At 40.1% G+C, this 25233-nt stretch carries 23 protein-coding genes and 1 tRNA gene; 1 reads left to right on the top strand and 23 read right to left on the bottom strand.

Translation table 11 applies throughout. The annotated features are described in order from the left end of the window. Window positions 1-470 precede the first annotated feature (470 nt). The 15 genes from ACZ5WS_RS01255 to ACZ5WS_RS01325 all read right to left on the bottom strand — a co-directional run bounded on the left by ACZ5WS_RS01255 (window position 471) and on the right by ACZ5WS_RS01325 (window position 16025). Window positions 471-2531, bottom strand: a complete 2061-nt coding sequence (locus tag ACZ5WS_RS01255; protein ID WP_464710150.1) for a type II secretion system protein D — start codon at window positions 2529-2531, stop codon at window positions 471-473. 31 nt (window positions 2532-2562) lie between these two features. Continuing rightward, on the bottom strand, window positions 2563-3057 hold the full coding sequence (locus ACZ5WS_RS01260) for a hypothetical protein (RefSeq protein WP_464710153.1): 495 nt from the start codon (window positions 3055-3057) through the stop codon (window positions 2563-2565). After that, a complete protein-coding gene (locus ACZ5WS_RS01265; RefSeq protein WP_464710156.1) occupies window positions 3054-3632 on the bottom strand; it encodes a GspMb/PilO family protein in 579 nt (192 codons plus the stop codon). Before ACZ5WS_RS01265 ends, ACZ5WS_RS01260 begins: the two co-directional genes overlap by 4 nt. 2 nt (window positions 3633-3634) lie before the next feature. Continuing rightward, entirely contained in the window at window positions 3635-4786 is a 1152-nt protein-coding gene (locus ACZ5WS_RS01270) for a hypothetical protein (RefSeq protein WP_464710158.1), read from the bottom strand. 8 nt (window positions 4787-4794) lie between these two features. After that, entirely contained in the window at window positions 4795-5649 is an 855-nt protein-coding gene (locus ACZ5WS_RS01275; protein ID WP_464710161.1) for a hypothetical protein, read from the bottom strand. After that, a complete protein-coding gene (locus ACZ5WS_RS01280; RefSeq protein WP_464710163.1) occupies window positions 5649-6332 on the bottom strand; it encodes a PulJ/GspJ family protein in 684 nt (227 codons plus the stop codon). Before ACZ5WS_RS01280 ends, ACZ5WS_RS01275 begins: the two co-directional genes overlap by 1 nt. Then, window positions 6322-6753 (bottom strand): PulJ/GspJ family protein, encoded by a 432-nt coding sequence (locus ACZ5WS_RS01285; RefSeq protein ID WP_464710165.1) that lies wholly within the window; start codon window positions 6751-6753, stop codon window positions 6322-6324. The genes ACZ5WS_RS01280 and ACZ5WS_RS01285 overlap by 11 nt, the downstream gene beginning before the upstream one ends. Further along, window positions 6740-7153 (bottom strand): prepilin-type N-terminal cleavage/methylation domain-containing protein, encoded by a 414-nt coding sequence (locus ACZ5WS_RS01290; RefSeq protein WP_464710168.1) that lies wholly within the window; start codon window positions 7151-7153, stop codon window positions 6740-6742. Before ACZ5WS_RS01290 ends, ACZ5WS_RS01285 begins: the two co-directional genes overlap by 14 nt. Beyond that, entirely contained in the window at window positions 7154-8356 is a 1203-nt protein-coding gene (locus tag ACZ5WS_RS01295; RefSeq protein WP_290169037.1) for a type II secretion system F family protein, read from the bottom strand. It lies immediately after the preceding gene. Then, the gene (locus ACZ5WS_RS01300; RefSeq protein ID WP_290169039.1) at window positions 8356-10005 is read right to left on the bottom strand and encodes a GspE/PulE family protein; all 1650 of its coding nucleotides are present in this window, start codon (window positions 10003-10005) and stop codon (window positions 8356-8358) included. Before ACZ5WS_RS01300 ends, ACZ5WS_RS01295 begins: the two co-directional genes overlap by 1 nt. Then, window positions 10005-10400, bottom strand: coding sequence for a type II secretion system major pseudopilin GspG (gene gspG, locus ACZ5WS_RS01305; protein WP_138609585.1), 396 nt, complete (start codon window positions 10398-10400; stop codon window positions 10005-10007). Before gspG ends, ACZ5WS_RS01300 begins: the two co-directional genes overlap by 1 nt. Window positions 10401-10410: 10 nt before the next feature. Then, the gene (gene wecA / locus ACZ5WS_RS01310; RefSeq protein WP_138609583.1) at window positions 10411-11472 is read right to left on the bottom strand and encodes a UDP-N-acetylglucosamine--undecaprenyl-phosphate N-acetylglucosaminephosphotransferase; all 1062 of its coding nucleotides are present in this window, start codon (window positions 11470-11472) and stop codon (window positions 10411-10413) included. Window positions 11473-11509: 37 nt separating this feature from the next. Continuing rightward, window positions 11510-14215, bottom strand: coding sequence for an SLBB domain-containing protein (locus tag ACZ5WS_RS01315; protein WP_464711454.1), 2706 nt, complete (start codon window positions 14213-14215; stop codon window positions 11510-11512). Between the two features lie 114 nt (window positions 14216-14329). After that, the gene (locus ACZ5WS_RS01320) at window positions 14330-15112 is read right to left on the bottom strand and encodes a DUF481 domain-containing protein (protein WP_138609581.1); all 783 of its coding nucleotides are present in this window, start codon (window positions 15110-15112) and stop codon (window positions 14330-14332) included. A gap of 94 nt (window positions 15113-15206) precedes the next feature. Then, entirely contained in the window at window positions 15207-16025 is an 819-nt protein-coding gene (locus ACZ5WS_RS01325) for a mechanosensitive ion channel family protein (protein WP_010390598.1), read from the bottom strand. Between the two features lie 283 nt (window positions 16026-16308). Here ACZ5WS_RS01325 and ACZ5WS_RS01330 point away from each other — a divergent pair. Then, window positions 16309-16384, top strand: a tRNA-His gene (locus ACZ5WS_RS01330). A 331-nt stretch (window positions 16385-16715) separates the two neighbouring features. Here the strand turns inward: ACZ5WS_RS01330 and ACZ5WS_RS01335 are convergent. The 8 genes from ACZ5WS_RS01335 to ACZ5WS_RS01370 all read right to left on the bottom strand — a co-directional run bounded on the left by ACZ5WS_RS01335 (window position 16716) and on the right by ACZ5WS_RS01370 (window position 25214). Further along, on the bottom strand, window positions 16716-18257 hold the full coding sequence (locus ACZ5WS_RS01335; protein ID WP_464710178.1) for a methyl-accepting chemotaxis protein: 1542 nt from the start codon (window positions 18255-18257) through the stop codon (window positions 16716-16718). 472 nt (window positions 18258-18729) lie between these two features. After that, window positions 18730-20157: an NAD-dependent succinate-semialdehyde dehydrogenase gene (locus tag ACZ5WS_RS01340; protein ID WP_464710180.1), complete on the bottom strand. Its 1428-nt coding sequence runs from the start codon at window positions 20155-20157 to the stop codon at window positions 18730-18732. 213 nt (window positions 20158-20370) lie between these two features. After that, a complete protein-coding gene (gene fdx, locus ACZ5WS_RS01345; protein ID WP_008113929.1) occupies window positions 20371-20709 on the bottom strand; it encodes an ISC system 2Fe-2S type ferredoxin in 339 nt (112 codons plus the stop codon). Between the two features lie 11 nt (window positions 20710-20720). Then, on the bottom strand, window positions 20721-22583 hold the full coding sequence (gene hscA, locus ACZ5WS_RS01350) for a Fe-S protein assembly chaperone HscA (protein ID WP_055013455.1): 1863 nt from the start codon (window positions 22581-22583) through the stop codon (window positions 20721-20723). Window positions 22584-22625: 42 nt separating this feature from the next. Beyond that, a complete protein-coding gene (gene hscB, locus ACZ5WS_RS01355) occupies window positions 22626-23153 on the bottom strand; it encodes a co-chaperone HscB (RefSeq protein ID WP_075170484.1) in 528 nt (175 codons plus the stop codon). Window positions 23154-23239: 86 nt separating this feature from the next. Then, window positions 23240-23563: an iron-sulfur cluster assembly protein IscA gene (iscA, locus tag ACZ5WS_RS01360; protein WP_008113924.1), complete on the bottom strand. Its 324-nt coding sequence runs from the start codon at window positions 23561-23563 to the stop codon at window positions 23240-23242. A 9-nt stretch (window positions 23564-23572) separates the two neighbouring features. Next, complete coding sequence (gene iscU, locus ACZ5WS_RS01365; protein ID WP_054202356.1) at window positions 23573-23956, bottom strand: Fe-S cluster assembly scaffold IscU; 384 nt, start codon at window positions 23954-23956, stop codon at window positions 23573-23575. A gap of 40 nt (window positions 23957-23996) precedes the next feature. After that, entirely contained in the window at window positions 23997-25214 is a 1218-nt protein-coding gene (locus tag ACZ5WS_RS01370) for an IscS subfamily cysteine desulfurase (protein WP_008113922.1), read from the bottom strand. Between the last annotated feature and the right edge of the window lie 19 nt (window positions 25215-25233).

Consider the following 25233-nt stretch of genomic DNA (forward strand, 5'->3'; position numbering starts at 1 on the left):
TTAACACCTTTAAAATCAGCAACTTAAAACTAAAAAACGATAGCATAAAAATAATTATCTATTATATAACATGCACTTGCAATTTGCATCACACATGAAAACATCTATTTAATTAGTGCATGCAGTGTAATAACACCCTGTAAAAAAACAATAATACTAAAGAATTATTTTTTAATAAAATTTACGCTTTTTTTACATAAGTTAGAGTAATAGCTTTAGTTTGGTTGTTAATGGTGAAGAGGTATGAGTAAAGGGTTAAGAGTAAAACACTGAAAAGTAAAGCGTGAAGCAAAAAGGGTTAAGAGTAAAAACCACATCTTACACCTCACACTCGAAAGTAAAGCGTGAAGCGAAAAGAGTGAAGGGTAAAACATCACACTTCACACCTCCCTCTTTACACTTCACACTGAAGGGTAAAGCGCAAAGGGTTAAGAGTAAAAACCACTTCACACCTCACCCTTCACGGCGTGTCACTTCTCCTCAACATCCGACAGCTTTAACTCGCTCATCCCTTGTTTAAATTGACTGTATACACTTTCCCACTCAGCCGTGGAGTCAACAATACGTGGAGTCACCAAAACAACAAGTTCTGTTTTATTAGTATTATTATCGGTGCCATCAAATAAACGACCAAATATTGGTATACTTGAAAAAAACGGTACGCTGCGGTCGGTCAAGGTGCTGTTTTCACTTATAAGCCCGCCTAACATTATAGTTTGGCCATTACCGGCTATTACTTCAGTTTTTAAGCTGCGCTCAAAAATAATCGGGTTACCTTCAGCACCGCTGCTACTCGCTTGGTTGCTTATTTTTTGGGTAATTTCCATTAATACCACCCCTTGAGCGTTTACCGTGGGGGTAACTTGTAAGTCTATGCCGGTTTCTAGGTACTCTACCGAGGTGCGCGAACCATTAACAGGGTCGGTAACAATATCGCCCACTATAGGAATGCGGTTACCTACGGTGATACTTGCCTCTACGCCATCGCGCACTGCAAGGCTTGGGCGTGAAAGCACATTTACGTAGGTATCTTTTTGTAATAAATTAAACTCTAATTTACCTGCTGTACCACTTAACACATAGGAAAGCCCAGAACCGCCATTTTCAAGATTGAATCCGCCTTGCTTACTGGCTCCTTGGTTGGTAAGGGCAAACTCAACACCTTGCTTAAACTCATCGGTAAGCGTGACCTCCGCTATCATCATCTCTAGCACAATTTGCTTTGGCATAATATCAAGGCGCTTGATCATGGGTAACAAATTACGATAATCATCACCCGTGGTATAAAAAATCAACGCGTTTGAGCGCTCGTCAACCACCATTTTCATACCATCGGCATTTACCGATATATTACGCTTAACTTTGTTTGAGTTATTACTATTAGCTTGGTTATTTTGGCTTGTAGCAGAGGTGCTGCTAGTTAATGCTTGTGAAGCCCCGCCACCTAACAGCATTTGTAAGCTTTCACCCAGATCGGTTGCTCTTGAAAACTCAGGGTTAAATACAAAATATTGCTCTTGATTACCATCAGCTGGTTGGTCAAGTTGCTGAGCCCAATAAGACACTCGTTGTATAAAACGTTTATCGTTGGTAAAAAATACCATTGTATTAGTACGCTCGATAGGCACGATAGATACAGCTTGTTCACTTGATGCATTAATACTGACCGATATGCCCTCTTGCTTCATCAGATCTTGTAACTGTTTGCTAAGTTCCTCAACCGGTACAAAAGCTGATTTGTACATGCCAATTGAGCGATTTCTGAATGCCGGTTGATCAACTAATTGCATAAATTCAAGCGCCTTTATTATATCGCTGCGCTTGCCTTTAAACATAATTGCCTGTTGATCAAACAAAGGAGTGGCATTTACACTTGTTAGCTGCCTGATTGTGTTAGCCAGTGGTGTTTGCATACCCGTTTTAAAGGGGGCAAGCTGCACTATCTCGTTAGAGGTATTGGGTACATCTACAGGATTGGCACCATAACCATAAACCAAATTACTTGATACGCCGTCATCACTTTTATGAATGTAATAAATACCGTCTTGGTAACGTATTAATATATTACGCTCTCGCAGCATTTGCTCACTTAGCGTAAATAGCTTACGTTTGGTGAGCTCGTCTTGCAGGTTCAGGGTTACCCGATCTTTTGAGTTATTAAGTTGATCGCCTAAAATGTAATTTACATTAAGTAGCTCACCAAATACGTAATGTAGGTAGTCTTTTACTAATAAACTATCAGCGGTAAGCTTTACACGTTCGGAATTACTAAACTTATCAGCTAAATTTGCCTGCTCGCTTTGGCTGGTTTTATTATTTGCCAATGGTTCTAAGTACGTTATGCCGTGCTGTGCCGCGGTTTTGTTGTTGTCTGGATTTGTTGATTGCGGCTCTTTGTTTGCTTTTACGCTTACAGTAGTATTTTTTTGTAAATACGAAGGCGCTGGCGACAAACCATTATGAGTGGTGCTACAACCGGCCAATACGCCACTTGCCAATAAGCCTAAAATAAGTGTTTTACTGTGTTTCATAGTGTTTCCGTGCCGTTTAATAGTCGCGTAGTTAACCACGTTGGTACATTACCAAGGTAATTTGCTGCTTATTTTTGCTCAGTGCAACTTGCGTGTTTGACAATATAGTAAGGGTGTATTCTGCTACGCTTTGCGAGCTAGTATATTTTACCAACTGCGTTTGCTGAGTGTTTATATTAGTTTGCTCAATAAGGGCATAGGGTGTAGTTGTATAAATCACTGCTTTTAACTTTAACTCTAAATCACCTGCAAACACACTAAGCAGTTCGCCAGTTTGTGCAGCTTGCTTGGCGGCACTTAGCCCTTGTTCTGTTTCTGTGGCGGGTTCAACCTTATCGTAGTTACTAAATAAATCCGTTAACTGCCGCTTTGCATTTTGTGAAAGCAAGGGTAAGGGCTGTACGTTATTAGTTTGCGAATTAAAGCTATTGTTTGCTTGTGGTTCATCTTGTACAAAACGGCTGGTAAAGTCGCTAATAAGTACAAGTAACACTAGGGCAATTACAGCTAATATTAGTTTGTTCATTGCGCCCCCCCTGTATTCGGTGCTTGGTGCATATAAAAAGCTAGCTCTAAGGAGCCGCTCATATTACCAAGTCCGTCGCTTTTCTGCCCTTTTAAATTTATATTTAGGCTTTTAAGCTCGGCTTTAGGCGTTTTGCTTTCAAGCAATGTAATTAAGTTAATAAAGTCGCGCATTTTACCTTTTAAGTTTAACCGTAACTGGTGGCGTATTAACTGGTTGTTGGCAACAGTTATACTGGGTAACCAACTACTGGTGTTAATTTGCAGCTGATTATTAGCAATGGTTTGCTCTATTTGTTGCTGCATGGCTAACTTAAATTCGCTTTCGCGTTGGTAGTCAACAAATAGGCTATTAACAGCCTTTAGCTGAGCATTAATAGTTTGCTGAGCTTGGTTAATTTGGCTTTGGTTAACAATAACATTTTGCGATTTAACCGCCCGCTTTTGTAAGTTAGCTAATTGCGCTAATTGGCTATTTTGCCAGTCGAATAACGGCACAATTAAAAACTTCAGCGCTATTAATATAACAAGCGCCCCTAAAGCTAACTGATGTTTTGGCTGTTTTAAATCAAACATGATTATTTAGCCTCGCTTTTTGTGTTAGGCATTTGGGGGGTACTTTGATCTTGTAAGGTACTTAAGGTAAAGCTAATTACAAAGCTTTCGCCGCGGCGCTCTTTACGTGAGGGATAGTCAAATTTAGCGTTATTAGTTCGTGGGTTATTGATTATAATTTGCAAAGCATCGGTAGCCTTATCTGCAGTTCCGCGAATAATATAACGGTTATCTTCAAAACGTATATTACTGAGCTCTGCACTGGTCACCAATTGTTGTAATACAAAAAATAACGAGCTGGCTAGTCGTTGGTTTTGCGTAAAACCTTGTAGTACGTTCAATTGCTCGTTAGTGGCTTCAAATTGTTCTAGGGTGTTTAACGCTTGATTTACGCTGCTTTTGTTTTGCGCTAACTGCGTTTGTACCTTATGAGTTTTATACCCTAAATAAGCACTGGTTAAACCACCATACAGCGCGCATAAAGCAACAACAATTAGGCTCGTTTTCTTAATCAATGCTTTATTAATTACTGACGTTGGCGGGGTAAAAAAAGTAACGAGCTGCTTTATAGATTGCTGTTTAAGCCCGGCAATTAACGCTTGTGCGTAATGGGTCGGCTCTTCAATATTTATAATGCGCTTGCAAGGCACGCCAAACATACTAGCAAAACGCTCTGGACTATTAATTAGTGGGCTTGCCAATGCTGAGTATACGCTTTGCTGATGCTTTGTTACATACATGGCGGCAAAAGCGCGTGCACTTATAACTTGATCTGCCGTTAGAGTATTACTAAGTAATAGGGTTTCTGGCAAGTTTAACCACGCAGCGGGTAGAGGTAAAAACCGCCAGTAGGTTACTTTACTTTGGTCGCTCCCTTGGCTGTTAATAATATAAGCATTGTAACTATGCTGTTCGTTATCAGCACTTTGGTTGTTCATTTTTATTATGCTTGCCAGTTCTTTTTTATTTGTAACTGGATATTGCTCACTGTGCTCTGTGTAATGTTTGCGCCCTACAATTTGCAGTAAAGGAGTGTTTTTTTGCTCTCCTTTAGTTAGCTGTATGGTAAATTGCTGCTGAGCATTTAACACTAAGCTATAAGGCTTATCGCTGTAGTAAACTACATTATTACAAAGCCATTTTTTTATCCATATTGTGAGTTTAGTTTTGATCATTAAATACTCTACTGCGCCTTAACTGCCACTATGTTAACTACAGGGTTACCTGTTGGTTGCAAGTGATAATAAATTTCTTTTTGTATGCGTGCTTCGCCCACTTGTGCATTTAGCGTTACTTTAAATAAATTAGACGGATATAAAATAATATCGTCACTTTCGTTAAAGCCTGTAACTTGTACAAATTCACGGGCAGTTAATTGTTTAGCCTGTCTTAGCATAATAACATGGCTTGCTACATCTTTTGCTAATAACGCATTTAACAGCGAATTTGGTGCCGTCATGGGGTTAAACGCCCCTTTTTTATACTGTGTTGTGTTTGCCCGTAAAGCATTTAATTGTGTTGGCGCTAGCCCTAAATGTATTAGCTCTGCAATGTCGTGTATGGCAGCATAACGCGCTGTTATATTATTAGGCAGGGAGTCGGTGCGTCCATCTAACTGCTGCCACTGTATAATTTGCCGCGACATTGACTGCGCATCATAATCATTTAGGCCGCTGTAGGTCAATAGCTGGGTTAAGCGTTGTTTGTTGGGGTAATGCAAGTTAAGTAAGCCACGCAAGTCTTGTATTGCTACGCTCACTTGCGGGTTATAACTAAACTCTTCACCGTGAAAGTTCCATTTATTAATCAATGTTTGGTTCTGTGAGTTTTGAGTTTGTTCTGGATCTTTTTGCTCGGTGAGTAACGCATACAGTATATTGGCCTGTGCATTTTGCAGCTCAATATAGGCTTGTGCTTTATCGACCATAAGCGTGGCATTATGTACTTGCTGACGCGCCGATTGGGTAAAGTATAAAGCAAGAATTGAAAGCACAGCCACAATCAATAATACCTGCACTAGGGCAATACCACGCTGCATTAAAAGTCACCTGTTTGTATATAGTTGCCGTACCATGTGTTTGACTTTGTATCTAATTGGCTATAAAACATCAAAGGCTGTTGATTTTTAAGCAATGTTACTTGTATTTTTTGTGGCGTAAGTTGCTGATCTATCCCTGAGTAACGATTTTGCCATATAGGCTCTACACCGGGGGTTTGCATGGCCATTTGGTCAAGGTTTTTCCAGCCGAAGTAAGTTATATTTACCTCATCTAAATTAGTAAGTAATGTTTTTTTATAGGTAAATTCTATATTTTGCTCTGAATTAATAAGTAATAGCTCGCTACCAGATACCGCTTGATAAACCAGATCATACTTACCATTTTTGTTTTGCACTGCGGTTAAACGAAATATTTCTGGGTGCTGGGTATCAATAAGGCCACGTTTGGTGATGGCTAATAAGCTTTTATCGTCACCTACAAAAAACATTTCTGGGCGACCTTTGTTATTTTTAATTAAATAAGGCTCAACGCTATCAAGCGTTGCTTGTAACAAATACACCGCTTTAGTTTGCGCTATGTTTTGCTCAAAACTACCCAGTTCTTTATTCCACCGCGATGCTAATTGCATATACACGTAATTACCAGTAAACATAAGCATCGAAAGCAAAGTAACCGATATTAGCAGTTCAATAAGCGTAAAGCCGTGTTGTTTACGCATCATGCCAACTCACTTCGTTAAAAGTATAATTTTTTACTATACCATTGCTATTGAGGATTAATGTAATTTGCCATAATGTGAATTGAGTTTTTATTGCTGCGTCTACACCAAATTCCAACGCCATGATTTCATCTGTCACTTTTTTACTTTGTTGTACATTGGCTTGCCAGGTGTAGGTGCTTTGCCATGCAGTGCCTTGGCCGCTTAATTGTGTTTGCTGCGGGGGGGCACTTTGTACTTGTTGCTTTATTTGGCTCAGCAGTGCGGGAACATTCGCGACTATATTAACGTGGTTGCTGGCTTTTTCGCTAGATATGAACGCTCCCCGATAAATAAGCGATACGGCGCCCATTGCCATAAATAATATGATAGTGGCAACTAGTAATTCTATTAATGTAAATCCGCTTTGGTTATTGTTTTTCACTATTAGGCTCTAATGAAATAGTAAGGGGTTCCCCTCTAAAATGACCACTTATTTGTGCTGGGGTGACAAATCCGTTGGCGTTAAAATTAACTCTTTGCTGAGTAAAGCTAAGCGACGCCAACTCTTTTGTTTTAACGAGCTCGTTACTGGGTATTTTATACAAGTTTAATGTATTGCCATACAACTCTAACGAGTAGCTCTGCTGTTTTATAAACGCTTGAAAGCCTATATTTTTAATCCACTTAGTGGTGTTTAACAGCTCTGTTTTAGCCTCTGTTTTATCAACCGCTTTAATCGATATAGGGGCTACAACACTTAACAGTAAACTTACGATACTTAATACAATAATAAGTTCAATTAGGGTAAACCCTTTACTAAACTTAAAACTCATTGAGTGCATTTAAAAGCCTACATCGTTTAGCGATATCATGCTCATAAGCATAACCACAACAATGCCTCCTACAAAGCCCCCCATAAATAAAATCATCAATGGCTCTATGAGCGCGGTCATGTTGTCGGTCCAGGTTTCAAAATCTTGTCGTGAGCGGTTGGCTATTTCTTCAAATACGATATCGAGATTGCCCGATTCTTCACCCACCTCTAATAAGGATATATAAAATGGCGGATATAACGAAGTTTGCTGTAGCGTTGGTGTTAATTGGCTACCGCGCTTTACTTTTTTTCGGGCTATGTTCATTTCATGGTTTAAAACATGGTTTTTTATGTTACCCGCAGAAAGCTCAAGTGCTTGGTCGATAGGCACTCCCGCTTTTAACATTAAACTTAAGCCGCTATTAAAACGAATTCGTTCTACAGTAATTGTCGCGTTAGCGATTACGGGTAACTTTAATGCCGATTTATGCCACCATTTTAAAAAGCGGGGCTTTTTTGACGCCCATATTATCGCAGGCACAATACCAATAACCCCAATAGCAAGCAGCCCTTGATATTGATTCATCCAATCGCTAATAGAAAGCATAAGTTGGGTGTACCATGGCATAGTTTCTAGTTGGCTAAACATGTCGGCCATTTTGGGAATAATAAAATTAAATATAAAAAATATACTTAACACACATACAAATAAAATAACGCAGGGGTAAGTTAACGAGCCTATAATTTTACGTTGTAGCTCGCGCTTAAATTTTAGATCTTTTGCGAGGCCCGCAAATATTTCACTTAAGTTACCTGAGGCCTCACCAAGCTCAATTAAGTTACAATATAAATTATCAAATACGTCGGGGTGCGCTCGGCATGCTTGTGATAAATTGCTGCCCTTTTTTATGCTGTTGCTTATATCGGCTAGCATTTTAGCTAGTGCAGGCTTGGCTTTAGTGCGCCTAATTATATCTAGCCCACGGTCAATTCTAACGCCAGTGGCTAATAATAAGCTTAGCTCTGCAGTTAAAAACTCAAGATCTGAGAGTGAAATTTTATTATTAAAACTTAAACTTAGCGCATGCTGCTTTTGCTCTTCTTTAATCTCAAAAACAAGTAGCTTTTGTGCTTTTAGTTTTGTGATAGCCTCTTGCTGATCCTGCGCTTCGACTTGACCATCTGACTTTGCACCTGAGCTATCGTATGCTTTATAATTAAAGAGTGGCATTACCCTGCAACCCTAATAACTTCAGCTATGGTTGTTTGCCCTAGTACCGCTTTATATAAGCCATCTTCTAAAAGCGTTCGCCTGTTTAAGCTTTGGTTGTGTAGCTTGGCTTTAGGGATAAAGTCGGCATTTTTAGGCATCGCTTTTATTTCGCTGTCGCAGCGTAAGTATTCGGTTACCGCCATCCGGCCTTTATAACCTGTTTGACTACAATGCTCACAACCTGCACCACGTTTTAACTCTATACTTGGTAAATTAAAGCGTTTAGCAAAATTGCTTAGGTCGTATTTCTCAATCAGTGCTTGTGCGCTTGGCTCTGGTTCAGCGCAATGATCACATATTTTACGTGCTAAACGCTGTGCAACTATAGAAACAAGTGCTGCATTCAGTAAAAACTCTTCAACACCTAAATCCAGTAAACGCGTATAAGCACTTGCGGCATCGTTAGTGTGTACGGTACTAAACACTAAATGCCCCGTAAGCGCTGATTGTAATGCTATTTGTGCGGTTTCTTTATCGCGTATTTCACCAAGCATAATTACATCAGGATCTTGACGTACCACTGAGCGAAGACCAGCTGAAAAGTCAAAGCCTATATCGCTATTAACTTGCACTTGGTTGATGCCTGGTAATTGGTATTCAACAGGATCTTCTAAGGTAATTATTTTTACATCGTCGTTATTGAGTGCATTTAAAAACGTATAGAGAGTGGTTGTTTTACCAGAGCCTGTTGGGCCTGTTAGTAACACCACTCCCGATGTGGTTTTTATATCATCCAAGATTAATTCGTTTATATCACTCGATAATCCCAGCACTGACATGTCGTAGCGAACGTTTTCTTTGCGTAAAAAACGCATTACCACTGATTCGCCATCATTAAGTGGCAAAGCAGATACACGAATATCAATTTCTTGGTTGGCAATTTTCATTTCTATTTTGCCGTCTTGCGGGCGGCGCTTTTCGGCTATATCCATACCCGACAGAATTTTCAACCGTGTGATTATAGGTAGCTGTTTTCTGGCTGATATTGTTTCAGCTTCATGAAGCACACCGTCAACACGAAAGCGTGCTCTGTAGCGCCCTTTATAAGGCTCTAAGTGCATATCTGATGCACCTTGACGCAATGCCCGGCTAATTAGCGAGTTGAGTAAGTTTACCGTTGGCGCTTCTGTGGCCAGCTCTTTAAGGCGCTCTTCCTCATCCAGAGGATTGTCGTCTAGAAGATCTGTGGTTGGTTCTTCATACTTTGAAATAAGTAACTGAATATCAACTTCATTAGCTATAAATAATGTGTACTCTTGGTTGTTTTTAATTAACCATTCGTTCATCACTTGATTAAGCGGATCTTTGCAGGCAAATTCTATATGTTCACCCTGCTTACTCAGTGGCACCCAACTTTGTGCTAAAAAAACATCAAGTGCAGGCTTTTCAATAGCAGCAGGTTCAAAATTAGCATATTGCTCATTTGAAAATAGCGGGATCTCTAAATATTCACTCAGTAATTGTGAAACTTGATCCTCAGGTAGGCTTCCCATGTTTACAAGAATTTGCTCAAGTCGACCGCTGTATTTAGCTTGGTAACTTATCGCTCTTTGGAGATCTTGCGCATCAACGCTAAATTTATTTAGCAGTAAGTCATGTAGTTGCATTATAGGTGAATGATATCCGCGTTATTATCTGTACCACCTTCTTTACCATCACTACCGTATGACTTTAAGGTATATGGGTTACCTTCAGAACCCGGAGTTTTATAAACATATGGGTTACCCCAAGGGTCAAGTGGTACATCTTTTGGTAAGTACGGGCCATCCCAACGAGGTTCGTCGCCTTGACGAAGTTGAGACAATTCGGTTGGGTACTTCCCTAAATCTAAGCGGTACGTATCAATAGCTGTTTCAAATGACGACATTTGTGCTGCCGCTATTTTACGTTCAGAAGAACTTAACTTTGAGAAAAACTTAGGCGCAACTAACGACATTAACAAACCTAAAATAACGATGACGACTAATAACTCCATCATTGTAAAACCACTATTTTTTTTCATAATTCTCTCTTTAATGCTTATTGTTTTTTCTGCGTAAAAACCTTGCCACTTTCCAACAGTGTTGAAGTGCTAATGCATAAAGCACAAAAACAACTATAAATAGAGCTAACATTACCCATTCTGGAACTTGTAAAATTTCACCAAAAATACCGATTGAGCTCATCACAATTGCAAACGTTAATATCACGCTAAGCGCTCTACGTGGGCTAAAGCCTACTCTCATAAATATATGGTGTAAATGGTCTCTGTCTGCATGAAAAGGCGACATCCCTTTTCGTGTTCGGCGAATAATAATAGCCATCATGTCCATGAGTGGTACCGCAATTATCCACAACGCGGTTACCGGTCTAAAAGCGGGCTCACTCGCTTGAGTGCTCACCATTAAGAACCATATAACGCTAAGCCCAATAAACATTGAGCCTGCATCACCCATGAATATTTTTTTGTTTTTGTGCCCTTTAAGCCCTAAATTAAATGCTAAATAGGGCGCAACGGTAGCAACAATGATAAGCGGTAAGTATGCAAATGCATAATTTCCGCTCATCAGCATCAGCACAAATACCGAGAGTAAAGTTAGTATACTCAGCGAACCAGCTAAGCCATCTATACCATCTATCATGTTAAATGCATTGATACAGGCAATTACGCTGACAATAGTAAAAATGATCCCAAACCAGCTCAGGTTCACGTCTCCAAATGAAAATAAATCGCCTAGGTTATGTATATAAACATCACTGCCCCATATCATAACAAGCGCAACAATGACCTGAATACATATGCGAATTTTCACACCTAATTGACGATAATCATCTACTACACCCAAAATGACAATTGCGCCAGCACACATAAGGTAACTTACAACTTCTGTAGTTAACGGGTAAAACGCTAAAACAGAAATAAATACAGCTAAAAATATTGAGAGCCCACCAATAAGTGGTATGGCTCCGTCATGTTGCTTACGATTGCACGGGGTATCGACAAGCCCAAACTTAACGGCTAAAGGCGTAATAGCAAATATCACTGCATACGAAAAGCCAAATGCAAAAGCAAGCATAATAAATTCAAAAATCATAACGAAGACCCAATGTCTCTCAAAGTATATTTCATGTTTATAGTGAGCTAATAGCAGCCAACGCAACACCCATTTGATAAAGGATTTGAGTTGCTGTGCTCCATAATGTTAAGTTATCTACATGTTCGGTATTTAGTGGCACTACAATTGTATCACCAGGGCTCAACTCTTCAGCTTTATTTGCCGCAAACCACGACCCTTGATCAGGAATTGTAACTAAACCACTGGCTTTAATTATGTAAATTCTCTCTTCGTCTGCACGCTGTTTAAAGCCACCACTTCTGTTTATATAATCATCAAGTGATAATCCAGCCTTGTAAATATGGGATGTAGAAAAGTTAACCTCTCCGACTACACTAATGCTATTACTTTTAGTAGGTATATAAAGCACATCTTGGTCTTGAAGCGGTAAGTGCTGCTGACCTTGTTCAATAGCAGGTAAATCTATAACAAGCCTGCCTACTGCTTTAACTTTTGCTAAATCTGTAATCAAACTATCCATATCTTTGTAACTCAAAGATGAGTCGGTTATTGAGCTGTTAAAACTTTTAGCTGCAATATCGCGTCTTAAGTCTTCAGATAGTTTATTTAATTGCTGCTGCTCTTGGAATCGGATTGACTCGCGAGTAAAAATGGCACCTTCAGGATATGAGAACTCCGTAAAACCACCGGCTCGCTCAAGTACTTTAGTTAAGTCTTCACCTTTGCGGATACTGTATATACCAGGGAATCTAACCTCACCTACAATTTCAATTTGTAAATCTTTTTGCCAATTTGGTATCGGGTAGATGCTAATTGAATCTTTACTTTGTATTGCAAACTTTTCATTATCATTGCTTGTAAGCGCTTCATTTAAGTCTACTTCTACATGATCAAGTAAGCTTTTGTGCTCATTGCTATAACGAGTAATTTCAGCTTTTTCAAGGAATGTTGACTCTTTTAATCCGCCCGCTGCTAATACTGCTTTTTTCACGGTCGCATTTATAGGAAGAGGGTAAACGCCGTCAAAACGAACTTCCCCGCGAATACCAAATATTTTAACTTGGCTCGAGTAGCTAGATTGCTGGTTTAATTTTGCAATAATAGGACGTAATAGCTTTTCTCGACTGAATACAGCATAGTCGCTTTCTTTAAGCTCTTCTTCTTTGCTATTTAGGAAGTCAGTAATGTTAGTGATTTTTTTACTTTCTTCTGCTGCTAGCTGCTCTGCTAGCTCTTTTTCTAACGCACCACCTAAGTCTATAAATTCATAGAATTGCTTTTCTTCGTATTGTTCCCAGAGCTTCATTCGCTCTCTTAATTCTAATTGCTCTTTTGTTATAGCGAGTGTTTTTAAGGCTGCCTCTTCATCATCTTTAGTTTGAAAGCGGCTAAAAATTACAACTATATCTCTGGCTTTGAGCTCTAAGTCACTTTTTACGTTGTTTTGTGAGGCTTCTAAGGGTGAAAACTGGTGTACTTCTATGTCACCTTTTTGATTAACTTCTCTAACAATCAATCCGTATTCATAATCAGCAGTAGGTAATAAATCACTTTTAACTGAAGTGAAAAGTCGACTAACTTTATCCCCCTCTTTCCAAGAATAATTACCTGGATACGTTACTGCACCGATTAAAGTAACTGCATTATCAAGCTCATCGCTCGATGCTGGTACTTTAATAGTATCGCCATTTTTAGGTGAATATTGAGAGTTTTTAGTTATATCAAGCTGTAAAATCGTTTTTGAACTATTACCTGTGTAACGTTCTACGATGGTTTTTTGTGGGTAAGCTTGGGCAGTCAATCCGCCAGCCATAGCAATGACTTCATCTAAACTTTCTGACCCCTGTAGTTCAAAAATAGCTGGACGGCGAACTTCGCCACTGATTGTTACTTGCTTACCAACTGGCGGAATAAAAACAACATCACCCGGTTTTAAGATCACATCATCAGAACTGTCGCCTTCAATTAATAGATCATAGAGATCCAGAGTTTGAATTGTTTTGCCAGCTCGCTTTAATTGAATATTACGCAACGAACCTATATCAGAAAGCCCACCACTAACAAACAGCGCGTGAGTTATTGATGAAAGTGAGGGAATGGTATAAGCGCCAGGTTTGTATGCTTCACCCAAAACCATTACTCTAATTGTTCTGGTTTCGCCCATTGAAACAAATGCTCTAACACCAATCATTTCTTGTTCAACTTTTTGTTGGATCAGCTCAACGACTTGGTTGTATTGCATACCTGCAACGTTTACAGGCTGAAGTTTGTCAATAACAAGGCGGCCCTCTCTATCAACTGTAACCTCTCCATTAAACGACTCTTTACCATACAAGTTTAGTGTAAATGTATCACCAGGACCCACCATATAAGTACTTGGGACTAATGCATTTTCAGAGGGTGCAAAGGTTGTTGGCTCACCAGAGAAAAGTTCGTAGCCAAACGGCTTTATTTCTTCTTCTTTAGGTTTGAATTTTTCTTCATCGGTTAATTCCTCAGAATCTTTTTCATCTAAATCTCGAGGTAATATAGAAGATGAATTTTTATTGCTACCTTCATCATCGGATGATTCACCATCTGTCGAAAAACCCAGTGCGTCTAAACTAATTCCATACTTTTCAGCAAGCGCTTTTTGTTGTGATTTTGGTAGCTTCTGAAATTGCTCTAATTGCTGCTCTGTAGGTGCAACACCTTGACTACTTCCTTGCGCAAATGATGACGAAGCGAATACTAATAATAGCAGTACCGCAAAAAGTTTAATTAACTTCACAAAGTGTCCTTCCAGTAAAATAAAGATAGCCGCGGCATACTACACCATTTTATAAGTAAAAAAAATGGGTAAGCACGCTTACCCATTATTATACTTTTAGTATAGTTAAAAACTGTAAACAAGTGTTAATGAAGTCTCTGTATCTGTTGCTTCTTTGTCATCAGCCACATCAGAGTTATTGGTTATATTGTAAGCCACTTTCATTTGCAATGAGCCATTGATTTTAGTAAGTAATGCGCTTTCTGAACGGGTTTTAGTATTAGTATCACCGTATTCTACCGACACTAACTGAGTGAAACGCGCGTTGTCTGAAATTTTCCAGCTAAAATCTACTTTACCTAAGGCAATCACTTCGCCTTCGTATTCACCCGCTAATGAGTTGCCGTTTTCATCAACCTCTTCGCTAATATCTGGATACTTAAAATACTTATAACCCGGACCAATTTCAGCGTTTAGCTTCATGTTTGTCTCGTTTAGTAAACGTAAACCATAACCCGCTGAAATAACTGATTCACTTCGGTATGCACCAAAGTAGTCTGATACGTGCGACCCATAAATAAATAAATGAGCATGCTTTTCGTTTAATTTGTAATTACCCTGCGCTGAAATAGAGTACTTTTCGTTAGTACGCTGTTTTTCTTTTGTGCCAGCGTCGTTTTCTACTTCATCTTCTTTGTAGATGCCGTCTAACTTATACTCGTTATTCCAACTTTCTAAGTTATGCAATACTTTAATACCGCCTTTTAAGGTCGTTGTTTCGGTATTACCGCTAGTAATGATAGCGCCCACTTCACTGGTAACTTCCCAGGTTTTTTGTTCTTCTTCTGATGCAAATGCACTGGTTGTAGCTGAGGCTGCTACTAAAATTGATAAAAGCTTAAGTTTCATTAAAAAATAACCCTGTAAAAAATATTCATGCTCTTTAAAGCAGCGCGCACGTTAGCAAACCTAACGTGAGCATTACCTTAATAACTTTTTAAAATTAGTCTTGCTTGTGCAAATGCACATCCATTTGTGGAAATGGAATGGTAATATCAGCGTCGTCTAACGCTATTTTAATATTTTCCATTAACGACCAGTATGTTGGCCAGTAGTCTTCTGAGTTAACCCACGGGCGTACGATAAAGTTAACGCTTGAATCGGCAAGCTCAGAAACCGATACGTTGTATGCAGGATCTTTTAAAATGCGTGATTCGTTATCTAGTACTGATTTAAGTACTTCTTTTGCTTTACGTAAATCGGCGTCGTAGCCAACACCAATCACAAGATCAACGCGACGCGTTGCTTCGCGCGAGTAGTTAATGATCGCATCTGACATTATTTTTGAATTCGGCATTACAATAACTTTGTTGTCAGGAGTGCGCATTTCAGTAGAAAATATTTCGATTTTTTTAATCGTACCAGCTTTACCGCCAGCTTCAACGTAGTCACCAGATTTAAATGGGCGTAGTAAAATAATGAGCACACCAGATGCAAAGTTAGATAGCGACCCTTGCAGTGCTAAGCCAACCGCTAAACCTGCAGCACCTAAAATAGCAATGAATGACGTGGTTTCGATACCAATTTGTGATAGCGCCATTAAAATAGTGGCTGCAAATACAATGGCATACACAATACTAGATACAAACGATGAAACCGCTACATCTACTTTCTTCTTGTCGAATGCTTTAGCGGTTAAATTTGCACAAAACTTGGCAATTCGGCCACCGAGTAAAAATATAACAAGCGCTATAACTGCTTGAATACCATAGTGTAAGATTAAGCCTGAATTTTCATTCAGCCAATTGAGTATTGAATCCATATTAACTCCTGATAGCGTTATTAAGCAGTTTAGCGGTATTGTTTGTAGTATTGTAAATCTTTAATAGGTGTTTGCAACAACGTTTTACTAAGGGGTTAAGGGTTCGGGCTGCCCGTTGCCCGTTGCCCGTTGCCCGTTGCCCGTTGCCCGTTGCCCGTTGCCCGTTGCCAATAGCTTAAATATAGAATACTTATAATAAGTTTAATTTTTTTTGATTTTTTGCTTCACAAGCATGGGGATATTATGTATTATGCGCGCCACACCAAACAAGGTGTATGTAGTGGCGGTTGTAGCTCAGTTGGTAGAGCCCCGGATTGTGATTCCGGTTGTCGCGGGTTCGAGCCCCGTCAATCGCCCCACTATTTTCTAAGTCCTCTAAGTAATATCCAAAGTTAATTTTTTAGTTATCTCTAGTTTTCATAAAGCCAAACATAAAATAAAAAAATACGCTCTTATCTGTAGCCGCCGGTTTCCCCAGCGTTGATTTATATCGTTATTTGGTGCTTTTGATAAAAGCCTGATGCGACATGAAGTCACTGCTAAATAAATATTACAAATAATACCAGTAGTAGCAGGCTTTCCCCGCACCACACAGCCCGTTGCCCGTATTTGACGCTTTAGGCGCGCTGAGAACATGTTATATTCTCAGCGCCTCATACACTTGGGTATTTGCTGCCCTTGCTCAAATTGTTAACCTACTTTAAAAGAAAGGCCTAGTGACGCTAATGCTTTAGAGTGTTTTTCAATCGCATCAGACTCTGTACCTACACTGTGCGCTTGGGCTAAGTTTTCTGAAGACGCACTACTAATATTTGAAATATTACGGCTAATTTCTTGTGATACCATGCTTTGCTCTTCCGCAGCGGTTGATATTTGCGTTGCTAAATCAGAAATATCAGTAATTGCAGCATATACTTTTGAGACGATATCTTGGCTATTGCGGGTTTCTTTAACACAGCTCTCTGCCGCATTCTTACCAGCTTCCATTGTTTTTGACCAGTTGAGTAACGTAGACTGCATTTCAGATATAGAAACTTGAATTTGCTCTGTAGCGGTATGCGTTCTGCTTGAAAGCGCACGCACTTCATCAGCAACAACCGAGAATCCTCTACCATGCTCACCGGCACGCGCAGCTTCAATAGCGGCATTCAGAGCAAGTAAGTTTGTTTGATCTGCAATCCCTTGTATCTCTTGCATTATACCACCAATTTTTTCAGCCTCTGTTGCTAGCTCGCTCGCTGAACTTGCCGAGTTATCCACCTCGTTGGCGAGTAACGATACTTCACGCATGGTGCCTGACATCGCTTGCGTTGCGCTTTCGCAGTCTTGGTGAGCTTGTTGCACTCGTTGGTTAGTTACTAAAGTATTTTTTGCTACTTCATCAATTGAATGCACCATTTCCTCAACCGCTGACGACACTTGATGTAATTCTGATGCTTCTTTTTCAACACCGGCCTGCGCAGCTTCAGCACAAATTTTTAGAGAATCAGCACCTTTACTCAAGCTTAAGGTACCATCAATAATCCGGCCAACAATAGTAGTGACTTTACCCTCAAGTAATTTAATCTGAAAATCACTATAGCTGAGGCTATCGCTACCAGAATAAATATGCCGAGATACGCTATCTGGGCCTGCCTTGGTTTTTTTGATTTTGCTTTGCGAGCGAATTAACTCTTCATAAAAAATAACAAAAGGCAGAGGAACAAACAGCAAACATAACCAGAACATGTAACTTGTTAACCAAGCAATTAAAGCGGCACACCCAATAAATAGGGGCAATTTAAATGCAGCTAATTTTTCACTTAAAGGCGTAATTGATTGACCGTTGTTTAAACGTTGGTAAAGCTTTTCTGCGCGGTGTTTATATTCTGGAAGGAGTTGTTGACGAACTGATTGATAACCTACTTTTTTACCGTTTTCGTAAATAGGGGTAACAAATGCATCAACCCAGTAATAACGCCCATCTTTACATCTATTTTTTACAGCTCCTCGCCATGCGGTATCGCTTTTTAAATTAGACCACATATCACCAAATGCCGCAGGTGGCATATCTGGGTGACGAACCATATTATGATTTTTCCCTTTTAACTCATTGATGGTATACCCTGAAACTTTACAAAAGCTATCATTTGCATAGGTGATAACCCCTCGTAAATCTGTTGTAGAAACTAATTCTTCGTCAATGCCAAACGAAACTTCCTGGTCTACCGTTGCTTGATTTCTTCTACTCATAGTGGGTGCTTCATTATTTTTTAATGGGTGAATTTGCGGGATGTTAATTTATAAATGTATAAAACACAATTATACATTTTTACTATATGTTAATAGTATTGAAACTACTGAAACTTTATTCTACTCATTCACGCACCAAAAATATACATTTAAAAACATGCAGTTACAAATATTCACGCGAATTAAAAAGAATTACTCTTTCATAAAAGCCTACATTTAAAAAGGATATAAGCAGAATAGTATCTAACTAAGAATAGTTTAGACCTACAAGGAGGAAGTAGCCAAAAACCTCTCCTTAAAAAAGGGCAAAAAAATGCCACCAAAATGGTGGCATTTACACACGGGGGTATTTCTACTTATAGAAATTTTTTACTTTTTGTTTACTTAAACATTTTTTAAAAAGGTAGCATTTACACCCATTTCAAGCAACTTAAAACGCTAAACGGTTAACTCATCGGAACAGTCTAGAGAGTCAAACCCTAATACATACGTATTTTTCTTCTAGGTATTCATCTAAACCTTGGTGACCCCCCTCTCTTCCAAGACCTGATTGTTTTACCCCACCGAACGGTGCTACAGGGTTTGATATAACCCCCTCATTTACACCTATCATGCCAAACTCTAACCCTTCGCTTATACGATAGATTTGTTTAATGTTTTGGCTATAAAAGTACGCAGCTAACCCATAAGGAACGTCATTAGCAAGCGCAAGGGCTTCGCTTTCTTCATCAAATGGGATCACCGTTAATACAGGGCCAAAAACTTCTTCATGATAAATATCCATTTGTGTAGTGACATTAGTAACTATTAATGGGTTTTGAAAGCTGCCACCTAAGTTACTGTTATCTCCAATTAGCGTAGCGCCTTTATCGAGAGCATCTTTAATCAGTTGTTGCACTTTCTCTTTTGCTTTGGGATAAATAAGCGGGCCTATGTCGGCATTTTCATCAAAACCGTTTGCAACGTTGAGCGCAGCGACTTTAGGTGTAATTTTTTCAAGTACTTCATTTAATATACTGCGCTGGATGAAGATACGGTTTGCCGCCACACACGCTTGGCCACTATTTCTAAATTTAGCCGCCATTAGGCCATCAATAGCGTCATCAATATCGGCATTATCAAAAATAATGAACGGCGCATTGCCACCTAATTCCATTGATGTTTTTTTAATTGTCTGTGCACACTGTGATAGTAACTGCTTACCTACACCTGTAGAGCCAGTAAAGGTGAACTTACGTACCACCTCTGAGTCAGTCAACATTTTACCAACGTCTTTAGCGTTTTGTGATACCAATACATTAAATGCACCTTTTACAAAGCCAGCCTGATCAGCTAAATACGCTAAAGCAATAGCACATAGTGGTGTATGTTCAGAAGGTTTTAAAATGAAACTACAGCCAGCAGCATAAGCAGGGGCTACTTTTCGCGTTACCATAGCCACAGGAAAGTTCCATGGTGTTATACCGGCAACCACGCCAATAGGTTGTTTATAACTGGTTAAGCGATGCTGATTGTCGGTTGCAGGGATCACATCCCCATAGCTACGCTTAGCTTGCTCAGCAAACCACTTAATAAAGCCGGCGCCATAATCTATTTCACCGAGAGATTCTTTAAGCGGCTTACCCTGCTCTTTGGTCATAAGTGTAGCTAGCGTTTGTTTATGTTTAATCACCAACTCATACCAGCGCATCAGAGTTTCACTTCGCTCGGTTGCATTGGTTGCTTTTAATTTTACAAACGCGCCTTTTGCCGCATTAATAGCTGTATTTACACCTTGCTCGTCAATGTCGCTAACTTCAACAATACTTTGTTCGGTGGCGGGATCATTAACACTAAAGCGTGTGCTGGTTTGATAAAATTCACCGTTTATAAACGAGTCTGAAAAAATAAGATCACTCAAAATACACCTCCGAAATGGGTTTTGGGCCTCGAGCTTCGATATATTAAAAAGCCTTGTGGTTAACGCTACAAGGTTTTTTAATTTACCCGCACCTAGCAGCCCGTCGCTCGTAACCTTTAAAAAGACGCGGGGTAAACCCGCTGCTACTTAATACAAACAAAAAAGCCGCGGTATTAAACAGCGGCTTTTAATATAATAGTCGTTAATTAAAAACTAGTGTTCTTCATTAACGATATTGAGATTGTACTTAGGTATTTCAACCACTAAGTCTTCATCTCTAATAATTGCTTGGCAACCTAAACGTGACTCTGGTTCTAAACCCCAGGCTTTATCTAGCATGTCGTCTTCTAGATCGTCACTTTCATCTAATGAGTCAAAACCTTCACGGATCACTAAGTGACAGGTTGTACATGCACATGATTTTTCACAGGCATGAGGAATGCTAATGCCATTTTTAAGCGCGATATCAAGTACCGTTTCGCCAGCGGGCGCTTCTATTGCAGCACCGTCAGGACACAACTCCGGATGGGGAAGAAAAACAATTTGTGGCATTCTAATCTCTCTTATATATTGTCTACTGACTGGCCTGTTAAGGCTTTTTTAATTGATGCATCCATTCTACGCGCGGCAAAATCACTACTCGCATTGTCCATTTTTTCAATGGCTGCTTTAATTTCGCTTGGCTCTTGTGCACTCTCGCGTACTTTTGCAAGTTCGTTTATTTCCACTTTTAGCGCCGCTAGTTGCTCAGGCTCAAGTAAATCGCCATCAGCTGCTAAAGAGGCTTCCATTGCTTCTATTACACGAAGCGCTTCAACTTGTTGCTCTTTAAGCATACGCGCTTGCATGTCGCCTTTAGCGTTACTCATCGACTCTTTAAGCATATTAGCAACTTGGTCGTCAGACAAACCAAACGACGGTTTTACTTGTATTTCTGCTTGAACGCCAGTTGATTTTTCCATGGCTGATACGCTTAGTAAACCATCAGCGTCTACTTTAAAGGTAACGCGAATATGCGCAGCTCCCGCCGCCATAGGTGGAATGCCTTTTAAGCTGAACTTTGCCAGCGATCGACAATCGTCAACCAGTTCACGCTCACCTTGTAATACATGCAACGACATAGCCGTTTGACCATCTTTAAACGTAGTAAATTCTTGCGCACGTGCAACTGGAATAGTGGTATTGCGTGGAATAATTTTTTCAACCAAGCCACCCATGGTCTCAAGTCCTAGCGACAACGGTAACACATCCAGCAATAACATGTCTGAATCTGGCTTGTTACCAATTAATACGTCAGCTTGTAATGCTGCACCCAGTGCAACAACACGATCAGGATCAATTGAAGTGAGTGGTTGTTTATCAAAAAACTCGCCAACTTGAGTACGTACCAACGGCATGCGGGTTGAACCGCCAACCATCACCACTTGTAGTACTTCTTGGTTTTCAATACCGGCATCTTTTACTGCACGACGACATGAGCGGAGCGTTTTTTTTACCAGTGGCATAGCCAGCTCGTTAAACTTCTCTCGCGTTACTTCAACCATGTATTTTTCATCGTCAAACTCAAGGCCAACATTCACTTTTTCGTATTGGCTGAGTGCTTCTTTACAGGCTTTGGCTTTGTTAATGAATAAACGTAATACCGAAGGAGATAAGCCCGTCACGCCAGTTTCTTGTTTTAAGTAGTCAACTAATAATGAGTCAAAGTCATCACCGCCTAGACTAGAATCGCCACCAGTGGCCAATACTTCAAACACGCCTTTATTTAAGCGCAGTATAGAAATATCAAATGTTCCGCCACCTAAGTCATAAACAGCAATTATGCCTTCTTGACCTGAATCTAAACCATAAGCAACGGCAGCCGCGGTTGGCTCGTTTAATAAACGCAGTACATTAATGCCGGCAAGTTCAGCCGCATCTTTAGTGCTTTGGCGCTGTGCATCATCAAAATAGGCTGGTACGGTAATAACTGCGCCTAAAATATCTTGATTACCAAAGCTTTGTTCTGCACGTGCTTTTAGGGCACCTAAAATATGGCTTGATGCTTTTACTGGGCTGATTTCCCCGGCTTCAGTTGCTATCGCAAGTGCGCCGTTATCATCGCAAAATTGATAAGGCAGTTGGCCATAGCTTTGCTCTATTTCGGCTTGGGTTTTACCTAAAAAGCGCTTAACTGAAATGAGTGTATTAACCGGATCGAGTGTAGCTGCTTGCATCGCGTCTGCACCCACGGTTATGCCACCAGCTTGGTAACGCACTACAGACGGCAACATTGCTTCGCCTGACTCATCAGTAATAGTACGAGCTTCGCCGCTTTGTACGGTTGCCACTAATGAATTAGTGGTACCTAAGTCAATTCCAATTGCTAGTTTATGTTCATGTGGTGCCGCGCTCTGCCCCGGCTCAGCAATTTGCAATAATGCCATAATGCTCTTTAAACTCGTGTTGCTCGCTTTGCAGCAAGTGAATTAATCGTCAAATAAACTGTCTTCAATGCGTTCAAGTTCGTCGCGTAACTTATAAACAAACTTTAGCTTACGGATACTGTCTGCTGCTTGTTGATATTGCTGCTCATCGTTACTTGCTAACTGCTCTGCCAATTGCGCACTGTATTGCTGATCAAGCTGCTTTATTTGTTTTTCAAAATGATCAATAGCAGAGTCCGGATCGCTTGCGGTCGCTAACTCTTCAAGCTCTTCTCGAAGCTCCATTTGCTGCATTAAAAACATGGGATCTTGCAATGTTTGCTGCTCAGCGCGAATATCAACGCCTAGCTCGCTCAGCATATATTCTGCACGTTTAACGGGGTGCTTGAGTGTTTGCAGTGCATCATTAATTTCGGCAGTACTTTGTACGGCCATTAATTTATCACGGCTGCTAGCATTAGCATGGCGATCAGGGTGAACAGCACGTTGAAGTTCTAAGTAGTGCTTGTTAATCGTTGCTAAATCAATATTGTAGTCAACGGGAATTGCAAATAACTCAAAATAACGCATAACTTCTCACAAATGACAAAGCCCTACATTAATTGGCAGGGCTTAGTTATACCCAAGTAGCTTAGGTATTCAAAACAAGTTTGAGCTTAAACGGTAAAGCTTTCGCCACAACCACACTCATCAGCTTGATTAGGGTTGTTAAATTTAAACCCTTCATTTAAGCCTTCTTTTGTGTAGTCGAGCTCAGTGCCGTCGATATAAACTAAGCTTTTAGCGTCAACAATTAAGGTAACGCCTTTAGCCGCAAATGTTTCATCATCATCGTTTAGCTCATCAACAAACTCTAATACATAAGCAAGACCTGAACAGCCCGTCGTTTTAATGCCAACTCGCAGGCCTATGCCTTTACCACGGTTTGCTAAAAATGATTGTACGCGGTTTGCTGCCGCATCTGTCAATGTCACTGCCATGAATATCTCTTAGTTTGTATGTTTGCTTTTGTAATCTGCAATTGCTGCTTGAATTGCATCTTCGGCTAAAATTGAACAGTGAATTTTCACTGGTGGTAATTCTAGCTCTGCGCTGATATCAGTATTTTTGATAGTAGACGCTTCGTCTAATGTTTTGCCTTTAACCCACTCTGTTACCAGTGAAGATGAAGCAATTGCACTACCACAGCCGTACGTTTTGAATTTTGCATCTTCAATCACGCCTTCTGCTGACACTTTAATTTGCAGCTTCATTACGTCACCACATGCTGGTGCGCCTACCATACCCGTTGCCACTGACGGATCGTTTTTATCTAGAGCACCTACGTTACGTGGGTTTTCTACGTGGTCGATTACTTTATCACTGTAAGCCATAATTCTATCCTCACTACCTGCTAGGTATGGGCTCCACTAATTAGTGGTGCGCCCATTCAACTGAATCTAAATCAACACCTTCTTGGTGCATTTCCCAAAGAGGAGACATTTCACGTAAACGGCCAATCGAGTTTTTCATTAACTCAACGGTGTAATCAATCTCTTCTTCGGTCGTAAAACGGCCAATACTAAAACGAATTGAACTATGTGCTAATTCGTCGTTGCGACCTAATGCACGCAATACATAAGAAGGTTCTAAACTTGCAGATGTACAGGCTGAACCTGACGATACCGCAATATCTTTAACGGCCATTAGTAACGACTCACCTTCAACAAAGTTAAAGCTAATATTAACAATACCAGGTACTGATTGGTCTTGTGTGCCGTTAAAGTACACTTCGTCCATATCTGTTAAAATGCCGTCGATTAGGCGTTTACGTAACGCACTGATGTGTGCGTGATCTTTTTCAAAATCTTGTTTTGCAATTCTAAATGCTGCGCCCATACCTACTAACTGATGGGTTGCTAATGTACCAGAACGCATACCACGCTCATGGCCACCACCGTGCATTTGTGCTTCTAAACGTGCACGTGGTTTACGGCGAACATACAAAGCACCTACGCCTTTAGGGCCGTATACTTTGTGCGCCGAGAATGACATGAAATCTACTTTGGTTTGTTGCACATCGATTAAAACTTTACCTGCGCTTTGTGCTGCATCTACGTGGAACATAATTTTACGTTCGCGACACATTTCACCAATAGTGTTAATGTCTTGGATTACACCTAGCTCGTTATTTACATGCATAATGCTTACAAGCACAGTGTCGTCACGCATCGTATCTGCTAATTTTTGCAGATCAAGTAGGCCGTTTTCTTCAACGTCCATATAAGTTACTTCAAACCCTTGACGCTCAAGCTCACGACATGTGTCGATAACCGCTTTGTGTTCAGTTTTAGCGGTAATAACATGCTTACCTTTTTTCTTGTAAAACTGAGCCGCACCTTTAATAGCAAGGTTATTTGATTCTGTTGCCCCCGATGTGAATACGATTTCACGTGGGTCTGCATTAATTAAATCGGCAATGTCAGTACGTGCTTGGTCAACGACTTCTTCAGCTTGCCAACCAAAACGGTGTGAACGCGATGCTGGATTACCAAAATTACCGTCCATAGTCAGGCACTGCATCATTTCTTTGGCAACTCGTTCGTCAACGGGCGTAGTTGCTGCGTAATCTAAATAAATCGGTAACTTCATTTCTCTCTCCGCTGCAGGT

It is taken from the genome of Pseudoalteromonas sp. 11L1, assembly GCF_055397545.1.

Coding starts and splice junctions, on each gene's coding strand:
- ACZ5WS_RS01255 (WP_464710150.1), bottom strand. CDS start 2,531: ATGAAACACAGTAAAACACTTATTTTAGGCTTATTGGCAAGTGGCGTA.
- ACZ5WS_RS01260 (WP_464710153.1), bottom strand. CDS start 3,057: ATGAACAAACTAATATTAGCTGTAATTGCCCTAGTGTTACTTGTACTT.
- ACZ5WS_RS01265 (WP_464710156.1), bottom strand. CDS start 3,632: ATGTTTGATTTAAAACAGCCAAAACATCAGTTAGCTTTAGGGGCGCTT.
- ACZ5WS_RS01270 (WP_464710158.1), bottom strand. CDS start 4,786: ATGATCAAAACTAAACTCACAATATGGATAAAAAAATGGCTTTGTAAT.
- ACZ5WS_RS01275 (WP_464710161.1), bottom strand. CDS start 5,649: ATGCAGCGTGGTATTGCCCTAGTGCAGGTATTATTGATTGTGGCTGTG.
- ACZ5WS_RS01280 (WP_464710163.1), bottom strand. CDS start 6,332: ATGATGCGTAAACAACACGGCTTTACGCTTATTGAACTGCTAATATCG.
- ACZ5WS_RS01290 (WP_464710168.1), bottom strand. CDS start 7,153: ATGCACTCAATGAGTTTTAAGTTTAGTAAAGGGTTTACCCTAATTGAA.
- ACZ5WS_RS01295 (WP_290169037.1), bottom strand. CDS start 8,356: ATGCCACTCTTTAATTATAAAGCATACGATAGCTCAGGTGCAAAGTCA.
- ACZ5WS_RS01300 (WP_290169039.1), bottom strand. CDS start 10,005: ATGCAACTACATGACTTACTGCTAAATAAATTTAGCGTTGATGCGCAA.
- gspG (WP_138609585.1), bottom strand. CDS start 10,400: ATGAAAAAAAATAGTGGTTTTACAATGATGGAGTTATTAGTCGTCATC.
- wecA (WP_138609583.1), bottom strand. CDS start 11,472: ATGATTTTTGAATTTATTATGCTTGCTTTTGCATTTGGCTTTTCGTAT.
- ACZ5WS_RS01320 (WP_138609581.1), bottom strand. CDS start 15,112: ATGAAACTTAAGCTTTTATCAATTTTAGTAGCAGCCTCAGCTACAACC.
- ACZ5WS_RS01325 (WP_010390598.1), bottom strand. CDS start 16,025: ATGGATTCAATACTCAATTGGCTGAATGAAAATTCAGGCTTAATCTTA.
- ACZ5WS_RS01335 (WP_464710178.1), bottom strand. CDS start 18,257: ATGAGTAGAAGAAATCAAGCAACGGTAGACCAGGAAGTTTCGTTTGGC.
- fdx (WP_008113929.1), bottom strand. CDS start 20,709: ATGCCACAAATTGTTTTTCTTCCCCATCCGGAGTTGTGTCCTGACGGT.
- hscA (WP_055013455.1), bottom strand. CDS start 22,583: ATGGCATTATTGCAAATTGCTGAGCCGGGGCAGAGCGCGGCACCACAT.
- hscB (WP_075170484.1), bottom strand. CDS start 23,153: ATGCGTTATTTTGAGTTATTTGCAATTCCCGTTGACTACAATATTGAT.
- iscA (WP_008113924.1), bottom strand. CDS start 23,563: ATGGCAGTGACATTGACAGATGCGGCAGCAAACCGCGTACAATCATTT.
- iscU (WP_054202356.1), bottom strand. CDS start 23,956: ATGGCTTACAGTGATAAAGTAATCGACCACGTAGAAAACCCACGTAAC.
- ACZ5WS_RS01370 (WP_008113922.1), bottom strand. CDS start 25,214: ATGAAGTTACCGATTTATTTAGATTACGCAGCAACTACGCCCGTTGAC.